The sequence below is a fragment of the Arenibacter echinorum genome, from assembly GCF_003259375.1.
In the GTDB taxonomy this organism is placed as follows: Bacteria; Bacteroidota; Bacteroidia; order Flavobacteriales; family Flavobacteriaceae; genus Arenibacter; species Arenibacter echinorum.
Genome location: NZ_QLLN01000011.1, coordinates 91,551 through 110,130 on the forward strand (window position 1 = coordinate 91,551; position 18,580 = coordinate 110,130).

An 18,580-nucleotide genomic window follows, 5' to 3' on the forward strand; every position below is an offset into this window, starting at 1 on the left:
TATGGAGTTAGACATTTACAAAACCTTGAAAGCACCTTCGGAGGAAATTTTGTTCAAAGAACGCAAAAGCAAGTTTTTTGGTTACGCCTATCCAATACAGCATGAGGACGAGGTAAAACCCATTATTGAAGAGCTCAGAAAACAACACCATACCGCCAACCATGTATGCTACGCCTGGCAGTTAGGAGTTGAAGATATTAATTACAGGGCCAATGACGATGGTGAACCCAATAATTCCGCGGGAATGCCCATATACGGTCAAATACAGTCTTTTGGAGTAACCAACGTCCTAGTGGCCGTGGCCCGTATCTTTGGCGGCACAAAACTAGGGGTCGGCGGATTGATATCCGCTTATAGGACAGCGGCACAAATGGCACTGGATTCGGCGGAAATAATAAAAAAAACATTACAACAACGATATTTGCTTTGTTTTGAATATTCGGAAATGGACAAGGTTATGCGAACCTTAAAGCAGCATCAAATGGAAATAGTTAGCCAGAAAATGGAAATGGACTGCAAAATTGAGATTTCCGTTAGGCAAAACGATGCCCTTCTTACAGAAAATATTTTTACAGCAATGTATCCTGTGAAAATTAAAAAACTAGATGTCTAAGTTATCGAGAATATAATTTGGACATTTTATGGGCTTATTGGTTTTCATATCCATAAATGCCAAAACCGTGTTCGCTTCTATTAACAATTCTTTCTCTTCATTTCGTATCTCATAGTCAAATTCTATTCTAACCATAGGCCGTTTCCGGATATAAGTTGTAACCGTTAAAAGATCGTCATATACTGCCGATTTCTTAAATAATATGTTTAAAGAAATTACAGGCAACATTATACCGTTTTCCTCCATCTTTTTGTAGGAAATGCCCATAGACCTTAACCATTCAACCCGTCCCATCTCCAGATATTGCGCGTAATTTCCGTGATAAACTACGCCCATTTGATCTGTTTCGCCATACCTGACCCTAAAAGAAAATTCATTAAAATCCATGTTATTCCGTGTAAAACCTTTATATTTAAAAGTGTGAAAATAATGTGGTACAACATGAGAAAAAAAAAGAGAAAATTCAACCTCTTTGGATTTTTTTTTTAGAATATTTGTTCACATATTTGCCCACTTGATAGTCCCACTTGACCTGGCCGAATATCATCCTTAATTTACACTAACCAAAAAAAGAAAACTTTAAAAATGAGTGTTACTGCAACGTCCGTATGGAACCATTGTTTGGGCTTTATTAAAGACAATATCCAACCGCAGGCATTCAAAACTTGGTTCGAACCAATTAAACCTGTTAAGCTTTCCGATAATGCCTTGAGCATTCAAGTTCCGAGTAAATTTTTTTATGAATGGTTGGAAGAGCACTATGTTAAATTGTTAAAAGTAGCCCTTACCAAAGAATTGGGTGAGACCGCTAAATTGGTGTACATCATTAAAATGGAAAACACCTATGGTAATCGGGAACCTTTTACAGAAAAAATACCTAGCTCCAATAGATCCCATGTAGAGCCACAGGAATTGGACGTGGCCATAAAATCCAAAAATCCGGAATTAAAAAATCCATTTGTAATACCGGGGATCAGAAATATAAAGATTGAATCCCAATTAAACCCGAGTTATAATTTCGATAATTTCTTGGAAGGCGACTCCAACAGACTAGCAAGATCGGCTGGTATGGCCGTTGCCAACAAACCTGGGGGTACCTCTTTTAATCCATTATTGGTGTTTGGCGGTGTAGGTTTGGGAAAAACACATTTGGCCCATGCCATTGGTGTGGAAATAAAGGACAAATATCCAGAAAGGACAGTATTATATATCTCTGCTGAAAAATTTACCCAGCAATATATTGAATCGGTCAAGAAAAACACTAGAAACGATTTTATTCATTTCTATCAGTTAATCGATGTGCTCATTATTGACGATGTACAATTTTTATCGGGAAAATCGGGAACACAGGACGTGTTCTTCCATATTTTCAATCATTTGCATCAAAACGGCAAACAGGTAATCCTAACCTCGGACAAAGCCCCTGTTGATATGCAAGACATAGAACAGCGTTTGCTTTCCCGTTTTAAATGGGGTTTATCTGCCGAGCTACAAACACCTGATTACGAAACAAGGATATCGATTTTAAAAAACAAATTGTATCGGGATGGCGTGGAAATGCCAGACGACATTATAGACTATGTTGCCAAGCATATAAAAACCAATATCAGGGAATTGGAAGGAGCCATAATTTCCTTGATTGCCCAATCTTCCTTCAATAAAAAAGAAGTCACTCTGGAATTGGCCCAATTGGTGGTGGAGAAATTCGTAAAAAACACCAAAAGGGAAGTGTCCATTGATTACATCCAAAAGGTAGTCTCCGACTATTTCGAAATGGATGTTGCCACACTACAATCAAAGACAAGAAAAAGACATATTGTACAGGCCAGACAATTGGCAATGTTCTTTGCAAAAAAATTCACCAAAGCCTCCTTGGCAAGTATAGGGTCCCAGATTGGAAAAAGAGACCACGCTACAGTGTTACACGCATGTAAGACCGTAGATAACCTTGCCGAGACCGACAAGCAGTTCCGAAAATACATAGACGACCTAACCAAGAAGTTTTCTTAAAACCTCAATTGCCATGAGAACCAAAGTCCTTATGGTCTGTTTGGGGAATATATGTAGGTCACCATTGGCCGAGGGTATTTTAAAAAGCAAATTGGGCAAGGAAGCCATCCAGGTCGATTCGGCGGGTACCGCCAGTTATCATATTGGAAAAAAACCGGATAATCGATCCATATCCATAGCCAAAAAATATGGTATCGACATTAGCCAGCAACGATGCAGGCAATTCACTGCCAAAGATTTTGACGAATTCGATCTGATTTACGCTATGGACAGAAGTAATTACGAAAACATAATTGCCCTGGCCGAAACTGAAAACGAGATTGCTAAAGTCAATTTATTACTTCATAGATCATATGTAGCCAACAAAGAAGTTCCAGACCCCTATTATGGGGGTGAAAATGGTTTTGAGGAAGTATTTCATTTAATTGATGCGGCATGCACCCTTATTGCACAGGACATAATTCAAAAATAATCTAATCCCTATGGACCAAACAATGGGCAATATTGGAAAATTATATTTAATCCCTACAACCTTGGGCGATAACGAGCCCTTGGAAGTTCTACCCATATCCATCAAAAGGACCATTGAACAAATAGATCATTACATAGTTGAAAATGAAAAAACGGCTAGACACTTTATAAAAAAGATCAGCTCCAAAAAGTCGCAGCCAAGTCTACATATCAATGTACTTAACAAATTTACGGAACCAGAAATTCTTCCCACTTTTTTGGACCCTTGTTTTGAAGGTTATAATGTAGGCATTATATCGGAAGCAGGTTGCCCAGGAATTGCAGATCCCGGTGCAGATATCGTGAGTATTGCCCATCAAAAAGGAATACAGGTAGTTCCACTGGTAGGCCCCTCCTCTATTTTATTGGCCTTAATGGCCAGCGGGCTTAACGGTCAAAGTTTTGCTTTTAACGGCTATTTGCCCATTGAAGCCGGAGAAAGAAAAAAGAGCATCAAGAAATTTGAAAAATTATCCAGAGATTTTGATCAATCACAGATTTTTATTGAAACCCCTTACAGAAACGATAAATTATTGGCCGAATTAATAAAAACACTTTCTCCTCAAACCCTGGTTTGCATTGCTTGCGACATAACATTGCCCACAGAGTATATCGCAACCAAAAAAGTGATGGATTGGCAAAGAATTTCTGTTGACCTTCATAAGAGACCAACTATTTTTATCATTCACTCATAAAAAAACCCTAACAATATGTTAGGGTCCTTCCATTTTCATAATTACAAATTCTTTATATTCTAGGATTTTTCTTGGGAGTTACATGGGAAATATCGTATCCCGAGAATTTTCTGATATAATAGGAAACAGATGACCCAAAGTCATCATCTACATTTAATTCCCCATAAGACCTCAAATATTTTTTTACGTTCCCTGCTCCTGCCAAATGTGCAGCCGCCAATATACCCGATTCCGTAATCTCCTGACCATTTATGACCACTCCAACAAAACGTTTAATATCCCTTCTCAGAATCCATTTATTTCTAGAAAGATTGGTATGAAATACCCTTTCCTGCAAAATTGGATCGTTAAGAAATAATGTAGCGTTGTAAACACCTAACAACTCCAAGGTACCTATACCAAATTGGTATTTACCTAGATAACCTAAGGCATTGGTGGTAAAATAATTTCCTTGAGATTCCTTAAAGGCTAAAGCCTCTTTAAACCCGTTGTAGGATGTTCCTAAAAAGGGTGGCGCAGCCATAGTCGTTTTTAAAACAGTTCTGTGTTTGGGAAACAAAACTTCTGTAGGTCCATTTACTCTAAAAGCCTCGGGAAGCACCATTTTAACTGGCTTAAACCCATAACTAACAAGAATAAAAATCATGATAACGGGGAACAAATAACTTGTCCACTTTCTCATATATTTGTTTTCTTAAGACTAACAACCAAAAAGGGTTTGCTTAAATTTCACTTTACAAAGATATGCCCGATTTTTAAAAACAGACCTATTTTAACGCAACTTTGTACAAAATGTTATGATTATTGGATAAATGACACAGAAATAAGGGTCAGTGGTTCAGCGGTTTATCTTTTGACTGTTTATCCACCGGACGTACTGCTCTTTATTGCGGTTATGCTGCGCCAATGTCTTCGCAAACTTGTGATAACCAAAATCTTCCACATTGGCCACAAAGTAATAATAGTCATGTTTTTCTGGATTTAAAACAGCATCTATGGCCGAAATATCGGGCATAGCAATTGGTCCTGGAGGCAAACCTGCATATTTATAGGTATTATAGGGCGAATCCAATTCCAAATCCTTATACAACACCCTTTTTATAATGGTATCAAAATTCCCCGTATGTAATTTTATGGCATAAATAACTGTTGGATCGGCCTGTAGAAGCATCCTGGTAGCCAATCGGTTTAGGTATACACCCGCCACCCTAGGCCGCTCATCTACTTTTGCCGTCTCTTTATGTACAATGGATGCCAATGTAATCACCTGAGAGGGGTTTAGGCCCAAGGATTTCGATTTGGCCATGCGTTCTTCGTTCCAAAACCTTTTGTATTCCTTCAACATCCTTTCCCTAAAGCCCTCCGCCGAAGTATTCCAGAAAAATTCATAACTATTAGGAATATACATGGACAGCGCCGTTTTATCGTTAAACCCATTTGCTTTTAGAAATTCCAGCTCCCCAAAGACACTCAATAAAGCTGTACTATCGGCCTCGATCTGAAGCGATATCCTACCCGCCAAATCCGCTAAGTTCTCCTGGTTGTTAAATGCAACCTTTACGGGAATATTGCCACTTCTCAGCGAATTGACAATATCATTATTGCTCATCCCCTTTTTTATAGCATATTTTCCTGCTTTTATATTGGTGCTATAGCCTTTTTTATCCGCTGCGGATTCAAACGTATTCAAATCCTTCAAAAGCGGTTCTATAATCACTTTAACTTTATCGAAATCCGAATCTGAAGGTATGAACACATAGGCTACTTCATTGTTAAATTGCGTATTGGGCACAAAGAAGGCCCTGTAAACCATAAAGGCAAATGCACCACCCACCAACATTCCAGCAATAACGATAACCAATAAAATTTTCTTTATATACATTAGCTATTTATCTTTTGAAACAAGATTTCATTTTTAAAAGCTCCGTTGAAGTAAATCCAATCCTTTTTTATTCCAACTTTTTCAAACCCTAGTTTTGAAAACAAATGTATGCTAGGAGCGTTTTCCTCCAATACATTTACATAAACCTGTCTCATTCCCAATACCAAAAAGGCATAATTGGTAAGTATCTCTATGGCTTCCGCGCCAACTCCCTTATTTCTATCCACCTTACTACTCACAATAATCCCCATTCCTACCCTCAAATTCTTGGGGTCAAAATCAAACAAATCAATTAAACCTAATATAACACCTTTCAAATTGCAAATACACAATCGCAATTGTTTTACCTCATATATGTCTTTATGGGCATTTTCCAGGTAAAGTTCTAACACGTGTTTGGAATAGGGTGCAGTAGTACCACTTATTTCCCATATCTCGGGATTGTTTTCCAAAGCATATAGGAAATCCAAATCTGCTGGCTCCAAGGCCCTCAGGTAAATCTGTTCCCCTTTAAGACTCAACATTTATCTCCCCTTTAAAAACAAGTTGTGCCGGACCTGTCAACCATATATTATCGTAGCCATTTGCATTGCTTTTGAACTTCACCTGCAGATTTCCCCCAGGGGTAATGATCTTTACAGAATCCTTATTGGTCTTCCCCGAATGGTACATGGCCAAGGCAACAGCAGTTACCCCCGTTCCACAGGAAAAGGTTTCATCTTCCACTCCCCGCTCGTAGGTCCTTACATTAAAGGTATCCTCAGTGGCCTGATCTACAAAGTTAATATTGCTTCCTTGTTCACCGTACACCCCATAACGAAGCTTGGCACCTTCCTTGCGGACATCAAAATCCTTAAGTCCGTCTACCAACTGAACATGATGTGGGGAGCCTGTATTGAGAAACAAAGAATTGGACTTTTCCTTTATTTCCTTTACATTCTGCATCTCCAAACTAACGATACCATCTGCTATAGTCGCATTATGAAGTCCGTCTACTGCCATAAATGATGTGTTTTGGTCCACAACACCCAAATAATGGGCAAAGGCCACAATACACCTGCCTCCATTGCCACACATGGTACCCTGTCTACCGTCAGAATTATAATAGACCATCTTAAAATCCGTGTCCTTGTCTTTTTCCAGTAAGATGAGTCCATCGGCTCCGACTCCAAATCTTCTGTCGCACAAAAAAGAGACCACCCCAACGCTGTCCTTTGGAAAAAACTCTTTGCGATTATCGATCATTACAAAGTCATTTCCTGTTCCTTGGTATTTGAAAAAATTCAGTAGCATATTGTAATTTATAAAGCAAAGATATAATTTTATTAAGGTTTTATTATCAGTTAAAAACTCGTTAAAGCCAAATAATTGCTATAGAAATGTGTTAATTTTACTTGTGTAAATTAAAAAAATGTTTTTATGAAGAAATTTGGAAGTTTATTATTGGTCTCTGTATTTGCAGGTGCTATTACATTGGGTGCTTACAAACTTTTTTTTGAGAAACCAAATTATGCAGTTATACAGGAGGACAGTGGGGCAAAGATGATTTCATCCAGTTACACCCCAACTTCCGCCAAGGGTGCGGGAATTAATGAAGTAGATTTTACTATGGCCGCGCAGAATACCGTTAATGCGGTGGTACACGTTAAAAATGTTACCGTCAGCAAGGGTCCTTCCAGCATCATGGAGTACTTCTACGGTTATAGCGGTAGTCAAACCCCTCAAGTGGGTACTGGTTCCGGGGTAATAATCTCACAGGACGGATATATTGTTACCAATAACCACGTAATCTCCAATGCCGATCAACTGCAGGTTACTTTAAATAATAATAAAACCTACGATGCCGATCTGATCGGTACCGATCCTAATTCTGATATTGCCCTGATAAAAATCACAGTCGACAGACAGTTGCCATATCTGGCTTTTGGCGACTCGGACAATACCAAGGTGGGAGAATGGGTCTTGGCCGTAGGTAACCCATTTAATCTAACATCCACGGTTACAGCCGGGATCGTTAGTGCCAAAGCCAGGGCATTGGCCAGTTTGGATCAGTCGTTTATTCAGACTGATGCGGCCGTAAACCCTGGGAACAGTGGTGGAGCGCTTGTAAACACCAATGGCGACCTTATAGGTATCAATACCGCCATTACCTCACAAACAGGTTCGTATGTAGGATATTCCTTTGCTGTACCCAGCAACATTGCGAAAAAAGTGGTGGAGGATATTATGGAATATGGCAACGTACAGAAAGGGATTTTAGGTATTAATACCGTTCCCATGAACAGTCCATATGCCGTTGAAAACGGAATAAATGAAATTGATGGAGTCTATATAGCCGGCGTTGAGGAGGATTCAGGTGCCTTTGATGCAGATTTGAAAGAAGGAGACATTATTAAAAACATAGACAATGTTGAAATTCACAAATTCGCAGATCTTATTGGCTATATATCTTCAAAAAGGCCTGGGGACGAGCTTTTGGTAACCGTTCTACGTAATGATGAGAAGATGGAATTTCCAGTGATGCTTAAGGAAAGGCAAACGATTATTATTCCTGTGCTGGGCTTTGAGGTTAAAAACCTGACAGAAGATGAGAAGAAGGTCTTTAAAACCAAAAAAGGGGTTAAAATTGTAGGAGTGCCCGAGACTTATAGAAATTACGGATTTGAAGGTAAAGTTTTACTGTCCTTTGGAGATGAAGAAATCAACAACATTCAAGATGCCAAAACGAAGTTCGGCCAGATTTCCAGATACGATAGGGCAAGTATCACCATGTTGAACAAAAAAGGAGAAAAAGAACGATTGATAATTCAATAAAAAAACAAAGTATGAAAAAGAGCGCTCTGATCAGAGCGCTCTTTTTTGTGCCATATTTTTTACGAAAACGTTTGAAAGCTATAATTTTATCCGAAATCCAACAAATAGATTTAAAACTATGAGCGCTAATAAACTATATGAAAAAGAATTAGCCTTTCAAGCAGACAGAAGTAAAGCTACCCCCTAGTTCATAATAATTGCAAGTAATTTATAGCTGTACACAACCATAGTATCCGATGATGGCTAGAATTTAGCATTGTATATTTGGCACAATAATGAATTTGGATATTCCCACCAAGTAATCCGCCCTGCCAAATACATTGCGAAGGTTCGTAGATACAACAATTATTAAAATTTTATCAAAATATAATAATATAGAAAATTGTGGGTTATTCTATTTAGTTAAGATACGTTGTATCCCTTTTTTTAATAATTGGGAATATTAAAGTATTTTAGCCTTCTCTAAATCATTATTAACAATAAGAATTACATAAATGAAAATTTCGAAATTACTCTTTATCGTAATGGCTCTATTGTCATTTAACCTACACTTTGCACAAGAATCCGAGGAGGACGATAAACTTTCCTTGGACCAAGGTCCTATTAGTTCCCAATTCGAATATATCTCACAAAAATCTGGCAATTACAGGGCCGATGGTGTAAGATATGAGGTGGTAAAGGAGTTTAACTTGGGAAAACTGAGACAAAATGTATTGGATTCCATTAATGCCTTTAATAAAAAGGTAAATGAATTGAACGGTACCATTACCGGACATGTGGAAACAATTGAATCGCTGAACAAGAAACTGGAAGAGACTACCAATAATCTTTCCGAGGTGACCGAGGAGAAGGACAGCATGTCTTTCCTAGGTATTCTGGTGGCCAAAAGTACCTACAATTTTATTCTTTGGACCATAATAGCGGGCTTATTGCTCTTTTTATTATTTTTTATCTATAAATTCAGAAATAGCAATATTCTTACCCAGGAAGCCAAATCAACCCTTGCGGAAGTAGAAACCGAATATGAGGACCACAGAAGAAGAGCTTTGGAAAGAGAACAAAAGATTAGTAGGCAGCTCCAGGACGAGATCAACAAGCATAAAAAATCCAAATAACCTAAAGGAAACCTTTTGGGTTTTTCCGGATGGAATTTAAAAAGCTCCTTTTTAGGGGCTTTTTCTTTTAGTTCATGAGTTAATTGTGTTTGGCAAAAACAAAATAGCACAAAGGATTGCGTCTATTTTTACTACTTTTGAGCCCGCCCTGTAAAAAACATTAATTGTTATTGATTTTACCCATGCGAATAGATATAATTACCGTAGTGCCCGACATACTTAGAAGTCCCTTTGAAGCTTCCATTTTAAAACGAGCTATTGACAAAGGGATTGTCGAAGTCCACATACATAACCTAAGGGATTATACGGATAAAAGTTACAATCAGGTAGATGATTATCAGTTTGGGGGCGGTGCCGGAATGGTCTTGATGATAGAGCCCATAGACAAGTGTATTTCAACCCTAAAAAGTCAACGTGAGTATGATGAAGTCATTTATATGACCCCGGACGGAAAGACTATGAATCAGAAAATGGCCAATGGCCTGTCCTTACTAAATAATGTAATTATTCTATGTGGCCACTATAAGGGCGTGGACCAACGCGTCCGCGACCTATTTATCACCAAGGAGATATCTATTGGCGATTATGTCCTGTCCGGGGGCGAATTGGGTGCTGCAGTGCTATGCGATACCGTTATTAGATTAATCCCGGGCGTATTGAACAATGAAACCTCTGCACTTACAGACACATTTCAGGATAATTTACTTGCCCCGCCAGTGTATACAAGACCAGCGGAATACAAGGGCTATAAAGTACCGGATATTTTATTGAGTGGAAACTTTCCAGAGATAGAGACATGGCGGGAGGATGAAGCTTACAAAAGAACAGAACTACTTCGTCCCGATTTGCTAAACGAATAGTGCTGCCGCTAAAAACATTGATCAAGAAGTATATTCAGCTTGTACAATTGCTCACTTAAAAAATTTAATCCCCCATAAACAGTATTGAACCAACAAAAAAAGAGGTGAATATTTTTGGGAGAGATTGGCTATAAAAAATACATAATCTCTTGTAGATTATAAATAATATACTATTTTTGCACTCCATTAAATCAACCTCTGACGATAATCGTGAAAGTTGGTCTAAGTAAACAATAATAAAATACAATGGAAGAGTTATTAAAATTTGTAGAAAACGAATTTATTCCGAAAAAAGATTTTCCAAAATTTTCAGCAGGGGACACTATTACTGTGTACTATGAAATTAAGGAAGGTGAAAAGACAAGAACACAGTTTTTTAAAGGTGTTGTTATTCAAAGAAGAGGAACAGGGGCAACCGAAACTTTTACTATACGTAAAATGTCAGGTACCGTTGGTGTAGAGCGTATATTCCCAATTAATATGCCAGCTTTGCAAAAGATAGAGGTCAACAAAAAAGGTAAAGTACGTAGATCACGTATTTTCTACTTTAGAGGTCTTACTGGTAAAAAAGCTAGAATTAAAGAGGTTCGCTCTTAATAAGCCTATAGAATTTATAAAAAAGCATCCTTACCTTCGTAAGGATGCTTTTTCGTTTATCAACATTTGTTCAAAACAATAGTTCATAATATGTTGATAATAAAATTGTTACAAAACTTGTTTATTAGATAAAAATTCCATACTTTTAAATTGTGGCTGGTAATTCGTTACACGGATTAATGAATGTCACATAAAGTTTACGTTCTTTATCTCATTGTTATTTGTCCTTCTATAGTGTTTTACATTATAGATTGCATTCTAACTATTGACTTGCTTATGTAAGTTGGTAGATTTGTGAGTATTGTGATATTGTTAATGTAAGATCTAGGTTATACATTAAGAATACCAAATATTTAAACATTGAGGAGAAACATCTTTGTTACTTGGTTTTAATACTAAGGATAAAATGTTTCAAACGTTGAAATAGCGACGCAAATGCAATCAATGGTTGCCGTTTTGTAAAAAACAAAACAACAAGTTTGTAAACTATTTCTAGAAAGCCATATCAAGGTAGTTATACAATGATATGGCTTTTATTTTTGCAATAATATCAACTTCAATATAAAGATTATTACCTCCCCTACTTTCCGAGTGTACATTTAGGTAATTTTATAGTCCTTCCCTGTTTATTTGGCATTTTTAAAATTGTATATTTGCTCCGCTTAAACTTAAAAATCTAAATTATAATGCCAAAAATTTTATATACCAAAACAGACGAAGCCCCTGCATTAGCAACACAATCATTTCTACCTATTATTAAGGCATTTACAAAGACAGCCGGAATAGATGTCCAACTTAAGGATATTTCCCTGGCCGGTAGAATTATTGCTGTATTTCCGGATTATTTAGAAAAGGAACAGCAGATTTCGGACGATTTGGTAGAATTGGGAAATTTGGCCAAAATGCCCGAAACCAACATTATAAAACTTCCAAATGTAAGTGCATCCGCTCCGCAATTAAACGAAGCCATAGCAGAATTGCAGAGTAAGGGATATAAAATTCCAAACTATCCTGATAACCCAAAAAATGATGTTGAGAAAGATGTTAAGTCCAGATATGACAAAATAAAGGGAAGCGCCGTAAATCCCGTTTTACGGGAAGGCAACTCGGATCGTAGAGCGCCTAGGGCAGTTAAAAATTACGCCAAAAAACATCCTCATTCCATGGGTGCCTGGAGCCCAGATTCCAAAACCCATGTGGCTACCATGACCCAGGGCGATTTTAAAGCTAATGAAAAATCCGTTACCATAAAGTCACCTACCGCTGTAAAAATAGAACTTACACAAAAAGATGGTACCAAGACTGTACTAAAGGAAAGTATTAAACTTTTGGAGGGGGAAATAATAGATGCCACCGTACTGAGCAAAAATGCACTAATAAAATTCCTACAAGAGCAGGTTAAAGACGCCAAAGAGAAAGGAGTTTTGTTTTCCGTGCACTTGAAAGCTACCATGATGAAGGTTTCCGACCCTGTTATTTTTGGTCATGTAGTAAAAGTATTCTTTGCCGATGTCTTTAAAAAGCACAGCGCCACATTTAAGAAAATTGATATCAATGCCAATGATGGTCTTGAAATTTTACTCAAAAAAATAAAGAGTCTTCCCGATGCTGAAAGAATACAAATAGAATCGGATATAGAAAATACCATTAATCAGGGTCCTGCCCTAGCCATGGTAAATTCTGATAAGGGGATAACCAACTTACATGTCCCAAGCGATATCATTATTGATGCCTCCATGCCTGCCATGATACGTAATTCAGGTAAAATGTGGGATAATAAAGGAAAAGCTCAGGATACCAAGGCCGTAATCCCTGACAGTAGCTATGCCGGAATTTATACCGAGACTATCAATTTCTGCAAAAAACATGGCGCCTTTGACCCAACAACCATGGGGACAGTACCCAATATAGGTTTAATGGCCCAAAAAGCAGAGGAATACGGATCCCATGACAAAACTTTCGAAATTAAAGCCAATGGTAAGGTATCCGTAGTGGACACCAATTCCGGTAATGTTCTAATTGAGCACAATGTAGAGGAAGGGGATATTTGGAGAATGTGCCAGGCAAAGGATGCACCTATCCAAGACTGGGTTAAACTTGCCGTAACCAGAGCTAAGGCTACCAACATCCCCGCCATATTTTGGTTGGATGAGAATAGAGCCCATGACTTTGAATTGATCAAAAAGGTAAATACTTATTTGGCAGATCATGATACTTCAGGATTGGACATAAGGATAATGTCTCCTGAAAAGGCCACTGTATTTACATTACAAAGACTTAAAGAAGGAAAGGATACCATATCCGTATCCGGTAACGTGCTAAGAGATTATTTAACGGATCTTTTCCCTATTCTGGAAGTAGGTACCAGTGCAAAAATGTTATCCATTGTACCCCTTATGAACGGTGGCGGACTTTTTGAAACAGGTGCAGGTGGCTCCGCCCCCAAGCATGTAGAACAATTTTTATCAGAAGGCCACCTAAGATGGGACTCTTTGGGGGAATTCTTGGCTCTTGGAGTATCCTTGGAGTTTTTTGGTGAAAAAAATAACAATAGTCAGGCTATAGTCCTTGCCGATGCTTTGGACAAGGCTACCGAACAATTTTTGGAAAACGACAAATCCCCTTCAAGAAAAGTTGGCGAGTTGGACAATAGAGGAAGCCATTTTTACCTAGCGCTATATTGGGCCAAAGCTTTGGCTGAACAAAATAAAGACCAGGAACTTAAAGCAGTTTTCACACCTATTGCCGAAAAGCTTTCCAAAAGCAAGGACGAAATTCTAAAACAGTTGAACAATGCACAAGGTTCCCCTGTCAATATTGGAGGTTATTATTTGCCAGACCCAAATCTGATAAGTAAAGCGATGAGACCAAGCACTACATTCAATTCCATTTTGGAATCTATATAAACTATTTTTTATATATTTAAAATGACCTTTTCAACTTATGAAAAGGTCATTTTAGTTTAAGAGATTGCAAACTTTTTTTTCCTCAAGAAAAATATCGATACATTTAGGTAAAAAATGCTATAAATGGGAAAAATTACATGTTTGCCGTTTTATTTACTAATACTATTTTCCACAAATCTATTTTCTCAGGAACGCTTCACCCTAAGTGGTACCATAACCGAAATAGCAAGTAATGAAACTCTAATAGGTGTCACAGTTGCCGTTCCATCCTTAAGTACAGGGGTTATTACCAATGAATACGGTTTCTATTCCATTACCCTCCCAAAAGGGAGCTATGAGCTTCATATAAGCTCTTTGGGATACCAAGATATTATCCAAACTATTAATCTGTCCTTCGATCAAAAAATAAATTTTCAATTGCTCGAAGCTGCAGAACAATTGGAAGAGGTAGTGGTTACAGAGGATATTGAAAAATTAAATATCCGAAAACCTCAGATGAGCGTTAACTCCCTTTCTGTAGAAACCATAAAAAAAATACCGGTAATTCTCGGAGAGGCGGATATTATAAAATCCATACTTCTATTACCAGGAGTTAGCAACGCTGGCGAAGGGGCATCAGGATTCAATGTTCGGGGAGGTGCTGTAGACCAAAACCTTATTCTGTTGGACGAGGCCACCATTTTTAATTCCTCCCACCTATTTGGATTCTTCTCTGTTTTTAACCCAGATGCTATAAAGGACGTTAAATTATTCAAGGGAGGTATACCCTCCCGTTACGGAGGCAGGGTTTCCTCTGTGCTTGAAATTTTTCAAAAAGAAGGAAATAGCAAAGAATTAAAGGTTAATGGTGGTATTGGTGCAGTTGCCAGCAGGCTTTTGGCAGAGGGTCCCATCATCAAGGACAAAGCCGCATTTCTTATTGGTGGTAGGGCGTCCTATGCACATTTGTTCCTGCCCCTTTTCGACATAGACAATACAGCCTATTTCTATGATCTAAATACCAAGTTAAACTTTAAGTTAAATGAAAGCAATAACATTTTTTTCTCCGGATATTTTGGAAGGGATGTTTTTTCCATAAGTGAAAGCTTTGTAAACACTTATGGCAATGCGGTTCTAAATTTCCGTTGGAACCATTTGTTTTCGGATAAATTATTCTCCAATTTATCCTTAATATATTCTGACTATTATTATGGCTTAAAGTTGGATTTTGTAGGCTTTAAATGGAATTCAGGAATTCAAAACTTCAATCTGAAATACGATTTTAAGCATTATTTGAGTAACAATTTTCAATTAAACTACGGCATCAATAACATATATTATCGCTTTAATCCCGGCAAGATTGAACCCAGTGATTCGGAATCGGGAATAATAGAAAATCAATTGATCCAAAAATACGCTAATGAATTTGCCGTTTATGTGGATGTTGAACAGAATATTACGGAAAAATTAAGTTTACAATATGGGTTACGCCTCAGTAATTTCATACGCTTGGGACAGGATGAATTAAATGTATATGAGAATAATGAGCCGGTAAGTTTTGATCCCCTTCTACAGATTTACAAGGAGGCGGACCCAATAGAGGTTATAAATCCTAACCGTAGCGAACAGCTCGCAACCTTTACCAATTTGGAGCCCCGTATTGCCCTAGCTTATACACTTGACCCTAACAATTCCATAAAGGCAAGCTATACCAGATTGGCTCAATATCTCCATCTGATTTCAAATACAAGTTCCCCAACTCCGCTGGATGTTTGGACCCCAAGTGGTCCCTTCGTAAAACCACAACTCTTGGATCAGTATGCATTGGGATATTTCAAAAATCTAAAGGACGGAGATTATTCCTTGGAAACCGAAGTTTTTTATAAGGATATCCAAAATAGAATAGACTATATAGACGGAGCCAATTTAATTGCCAACGATGCCATAGAACAGGTAATCCTAAACGGAGAAGCAAGGGCTTATGGATTTGAGCTGCTATTGAGAAAAAACCGGGATAGATTTGAAGGTTGGCTGGCCTATACCCTGTCCAAATCGGAGCAGAGGACCCCTGGGCGAAATGCTTCGGAAACAGGTATTAATTCAGGTAGTTGGTACAATACTCCTTATGATAAGACCCATGACGTTTCCCTCTATGTAAATTATGAATTAAATGAAAAGTGGAGCTTTAACAGCAATTTTGTATTCCAGACAGGTCAACCTACCAACTATCCCATTGGCCAATTCGAATTTCAAAATTTAGCAGTACCTTATTATGGCCTAAGAAACAAACAGCGACTGCCAGCGTATCATAGAATTGATTTTTCGGCCACACTTACCCCCCGAAAAAATAAGGGTAGAAAACTAAAAGCGGAATGGGTTTTTAGCATTTATAACCTATACAACAGAAGAAATGCCGCCTCTATTGGTTTCAGCCGAAATGGGGACACAGGGGTAAATGAAGCAGTCCGGACCTCTATTTTTGGCTTGGTTCCCGCTGCCACCTATAACATCAAATTCTAAAGAAATGAAGAAAATTATAGTATTAATCTCTTGCTTTATAGCCTTTGGGTGTCAGGATGTAATTGAAGTAGACCTTCCTACAGAAGAACCTAGATTGGTTATCGATGCCTTGATCAGATTGGAGGATATGGACAACCCATCCGTATTGGTTCAAATAAGGACCAGTCTTACAGCTTCATTCTTTGAAGAGGTAATGCCTGCCCAACTCCAGGGAATTACCCTCACAAATACGGAATCCGGCTCGATTTTAACCTTGGAAGAATCCATTCCAGATACTGGGGTTTATGAAAATGAATGGGATTTACAGGAATTGACCCAAGGGGAATTGGAACTTAATATTCAATATAGTGGCCAATCCTATTTGGCCAAAACCAAATTTGTTCCAGCCGTGCCCTTAGACTCCTTGGAACAGGGAACTACTACTTTGTTTGGAGATGATGAAACGGAGGTAATTCTTACCTTCACGGATAACGGGGATCGGGATGATTATTATTTGTTCGATTTTGATTTTGGCGAGTATTTGGTGAGTGAAGATGAATTTTATCAGGGAAAGCGATTTCAGTTTTCGTTTTTTTACGATAGTAAATTGGAAGATGACAGATTGGTAACGATTAGTATTTTAGGTATAGATCAGGGGTTTTTTAATTATATGAACCAATTGATTCAACAAAGTGGAGCGGATACTGGCCCCTTTAGTACTCCTGCCACTACGGTTAGGGGAAATATTGTAAATGTTAGTGGTACCGGCAATAATGATATTGCAAGTAAAAACAATTTTGCATTGGGCTATTTTGCCATATGCCAGACATTTTCGGATACCCTATTGATAAAAAAATAATCCCGATAATTAAGACCATCCCCCAAAACCAAACCTATGAGAACTAATAAAGCCCTATTGTTAAAAGGCCTAAAATATCTTGCCTATACCGTTGCCCTAATGTTTACTGCCCCTATAGTAATATATCAGGCCTTTAAAAATGAAGCCCACCCGCTATATTGGCCAGTCTTGATTGTTGGTCTTATTCTGGCCATTGCGGCCATTACCATGGGTTTTTATAGTATTAAGTTGATTATGGATGCACTGTTCAACAAAGACAACAAGCAAGATTAATTTTTAGTCTAGGTTAACCTTAAGTCGAAGTCAGCCCATTGAAGTTAGATTCCATAAGTTCAATCCTATTCAAAAAATACTTACACCTCCCAAAAAAAATAATTCAACTTCATCTTTCCGTTATCTAATTATGTTCTAAGTACAATTGATCTGGTCTTGATTGGAAAAATAGTTATTTTCGTATTTAAAATTTAATTCAATGACCTTATTTGTAGATATGGACGAGGTGTTTGCTGATGCATTCAATGCACATATAGCACTGTACAATGCAGAATTTAACGAAAAACTAACGGAAATGGACTGCATGGGCCGCGAGGTTTGGCAATCTGTTCCCGAGGAGCGGCAACCTAGTGTAAGAAACCATGCTAGGACAGACGGCTTCTTTCGCGCTCTTGAACCCATCAAGGATAGTCAAAAAGTGTTGAAGGAACTATCCCAAAAATATGATCTTTATGTAGCTTCGGCCGCTATGGAATATCCCAATTCACTAAGGGAAAAAAGCGATTGGTTGGACGAACATTATCCTTTTATCCATTGGAGAAATAGAATCCTATGTGGTAGCAAGCATATTCTCAATGGAGATATTTTGATCGATGATCGTAGCTACAATCTTGAGCATTTTCAGGGAAGGAAAATATTGTTTACTTCACCCCACAATATACACACCAAAGGATACGAACGTGCCGACAACTGGCTGGAAGTCGGTAATTTACTGTTATAGCATCTCGAATTTGCTAGGGGTTTAATGTAGCAATAATGCAATGTAGCAATGTATCGATTTGATAGGTTGAAGATGTAACTACCATTTATCAATTATACAATGTGGCAATGTGTCAATTGGTTGATTTGCAGATTGGATTCTGCGGCTACTGTTTACCAATTATTAGTACAAACGCAGTGCAGTACAATGGGCCACAGGAACTGATCACGCCATCGGCGTGCCTATTTGGATATATTGCAAAAAAAAA

At 38.0% G+C, this 18,580-nt stretch carries 18 protein-coding genes; 13 read left to right on the top strand and 5 right to left on the bottom strand.

The genetic code is table 11. The annotated features are described in order from the left end of the window. Position 1: 1 nt before the first annotated feature. A complete protein-coding gene (locus tag LV92_RS20900; protein WP_111625542.1) occupies positions 2 to 613 on the top strand; it encodes an IMPACT family protein in 612 nt (203 codons plus the stop codon). Here the strand turns inward: LV92_RS20900 and LV92_RS20905 are convergent. Next, complete coding sequence (locus tag LV92_RS20905) at positions 602 to 1,000, bottom strand: acyl-CoA thioesterase (RefSeq protein WP_111625543.1); 399 nt, start codon at positions 998 to 1,000, stop codon at positions 602 to 604. The two genes, LV92_RS20900 and LV92_RS20905, sit on opposite strands and share 12 nt — an antisense overlap. Before the next feature lie 198 nt (positions 1,001 to 1,198). Between LV92_RS20905 and dnaA the strand changes: the two genes are divergently transcribed. Genes dnaA through LV92_RS20920 form a run of 3 tightly spaced genes read left to right on the top strand, consistent with a single transcriptional unit; the run spans position 1,199 to position 3,828 of the window. Beyond that, entirely contained in the window at positions 1,199 to 2,623 is a 1,425-nt protein-coding gene (gene dnaA / locus LV92_RS20910; RefSeq protein ID WP_111625544.1) for a chromosomal replication initiator protein DnaA, read from the top strand. Positions 2,624 to 2,636: 13 nt separating this feature from the next. After that, a complete protein-coding gene (locus LV92_RS20915) occupies positions 2,637 to 3,095 on the top strand; it encodes a low molecular weight protein-tyrosine-phosphatase (protein ID WP_111625545.1) in 459 nt (152 codons plus the stop codon). A gap of 10 nt (positions 3,096 to 3,105) precedes the next feature. Beyond that, positions 3,106 to 3,828: an SAM-dependent methyltransferase gene (locus tag LV92_RS20920; RefSeq protein WP_245946452.1), complete on the top strand. Its 723-nt coding sequence runs from the start codon at positions 3,106 to 3,108 to the stop codon at positions 3,826 to 3,828. 52 nt (positions 3,829 to 3,880) lie between these two features. Here the strand turns inward: LV92_RS20920 and LV92_RS20925 are convergent, their stop codons facing one another. The 4 genes from LV92_RS20925 to dapF form a co-directional block, all read right to left on the bottom strand. Beyond that, entirely contained in the window at positions 3,881 to 4,510 is a 630-nt protein-coding gene (locus LV92_RS20925) for a hypothetical protein (RefSeq protein WP_111625546.1), read from the bottom strand. A 156-nt stretch (positions 4,511 to 4,666) separates the two neighbouring features. Continuing rightward, the gene (gene mltG / locus LV92_RS20930; protein WP_111625547.1) at positions 4,667 to 5,710 is read right to left on the bottom strand and encodes an endolytic transglycosylase MltG; all 1,044 of its coding nucleotides are present in this window, start codon (positions 5,708 to 5,710) and stop codon (positions 4,667 to 4,669) included. Further along, positions 5,710 to 6,234, bottom strand: coding sequence for a GNAT family N-acetyltransferase (locus LV92_RS20935; protein ID WP_111625548.1), 525 nt, complete (start codon positions 6,232 to 6,234; stop codon positions 5,710 to 5,712). Before LV92_RS20935 ends, mltG begins: the two co-directional genes overlap by 1 nt. Then, the gene (dapF, locus tag LV92_RS20940) at positions 6,221 to 7,003 is read right to left on the bottom strand and encodes a diaminopimelate epimerase (RefSeq protein ID WP_111625549.1); all 783 of its coding nucleotides are present in this window, start codon (positions 7,001 to 7,003) and stop codon (positions 6,221 to 6,223) included. The genes LV92_RS20935 and dapF overlap by 14 nt, the downstream gene beginning before the upstream one ends. 126 nt (positions 7,004 to 7,129) lie before the next feature. On the opposite strand from dapF, the gene LV92_RS20945 reads away from it, so the two are divergent. The 9 genes from LV92_RS20945 (at position 7,130) to LV92_RS20985 (ending at position 18,333) form a co-directional block, all read left to right on the top strand. Next, positions 7,130 to 8,524: a S1C family serine protease gene (locus LV92_RS20945; protein ID WP_111625550.1), complete on the top strand. Its 1,395-nt coding sequence runs from the start codon at positions 7,130 to 7,132 to the stop codon at positions 8,522 to 8,524. Positions 8,525 to 9,018: 494 nt separating this feature from the next. After that, entirely contained in the window at positions 9,019 to 9,639 is a 621-nt protein-coding gene (locus tag LV92_RS20950; protein ID WP_111625551.1) for a tRNA (guanine-N1)-methyltransferase, read from the top strand. Between the two features lie 182 nt (positions 9,640 to 9,821). Continuing rightward, positions 9,822 to 10,499, top strand: coding sequence for a tRNA (guanosine(37)-N1)-methyltransferase TrmD (gene trmD / locus LV92_RS20955; RefSeq protein ID WP_111625552.1), 678 nt, complete (start codon positions 9,822 to 9,824; stop codon positions 10,497 to 10,499). A 246-nt stretch (positions 10,500 to 10,745) separates the two neighbouring features. Further along, positions 10,746 to 11,096 (top strand): 50S ribosomal protein L19, encoded by a 351-nt coding sequence (gene rplS / locus LV92_RS20960; protein ID WP_103440983.1) that lies wholly within the window; start codon positions 10,746 to 10,748, stop codon positions 11,094 to 11,096. Positions 11,097 to 11,782: 686 nt separating this feature from the next. Beyond that, positions 11,783 to 14,002, top strand: coding sequence for an NADP-dependent isocitrate dehydrogenase (locus LV92_RS20965; RefSeq protein WP_111625553.1), 2,220 nt, complete (start codon positions 11,783 to 11,785; stop codon positions 14,000 to 14,002). Positions 14,003 to 14,125: 123 nt separating this feature from the next. Beyond that, positions 14,126 to 16,501: a TonB-dependent receptor gene (locus LV92_RS20970; protein WP_111625554.1), complete on the top strand. Its 2,376-nt coding sequence runs from the start codon at positions 14,126 to 14,128 to the stop codon at positions 16,499 to 16,501. A gap of 4 nt (positions 16,502 to 16,505) precedes the next feature. Then, complete coding sequence (locus LV92_RS20975) at positions 16,506 to 17,339, top strand: DUF4249 family protein (RefSeq protein WP_111625555.1); 834 nt, start codon at positions 16,506 to 16,508, stop codon at positions 17,337 to 17,339. 36 nt (positions 17,340 to 17,375) lie between these two features. Beyond that, complete coding sequence (locus LV92_RS20980) at positions 17,376 to 17,612, top strand: DUF6095 family protein (protein ID WP_111625556.1); 237 nt, start codon at positions 17,376 to 17,378, stop codon at positions 17,610 to 17,612. Positions 17,613 to 17,811: 199 nt separating this feature from the next. Continuing rightward, entirely contained in the window at positions 17,812 to 18,333 is a 522-nt protein-coding gene (locus LV92_RS20985; RefSeq protein ID WP_111625557.1) for a 5' nucleotidase, NT5C type, read from the top strand. The last annotated feature ends 247 nt before the right edge of the window (positions 18,334 to 18,580 follow it).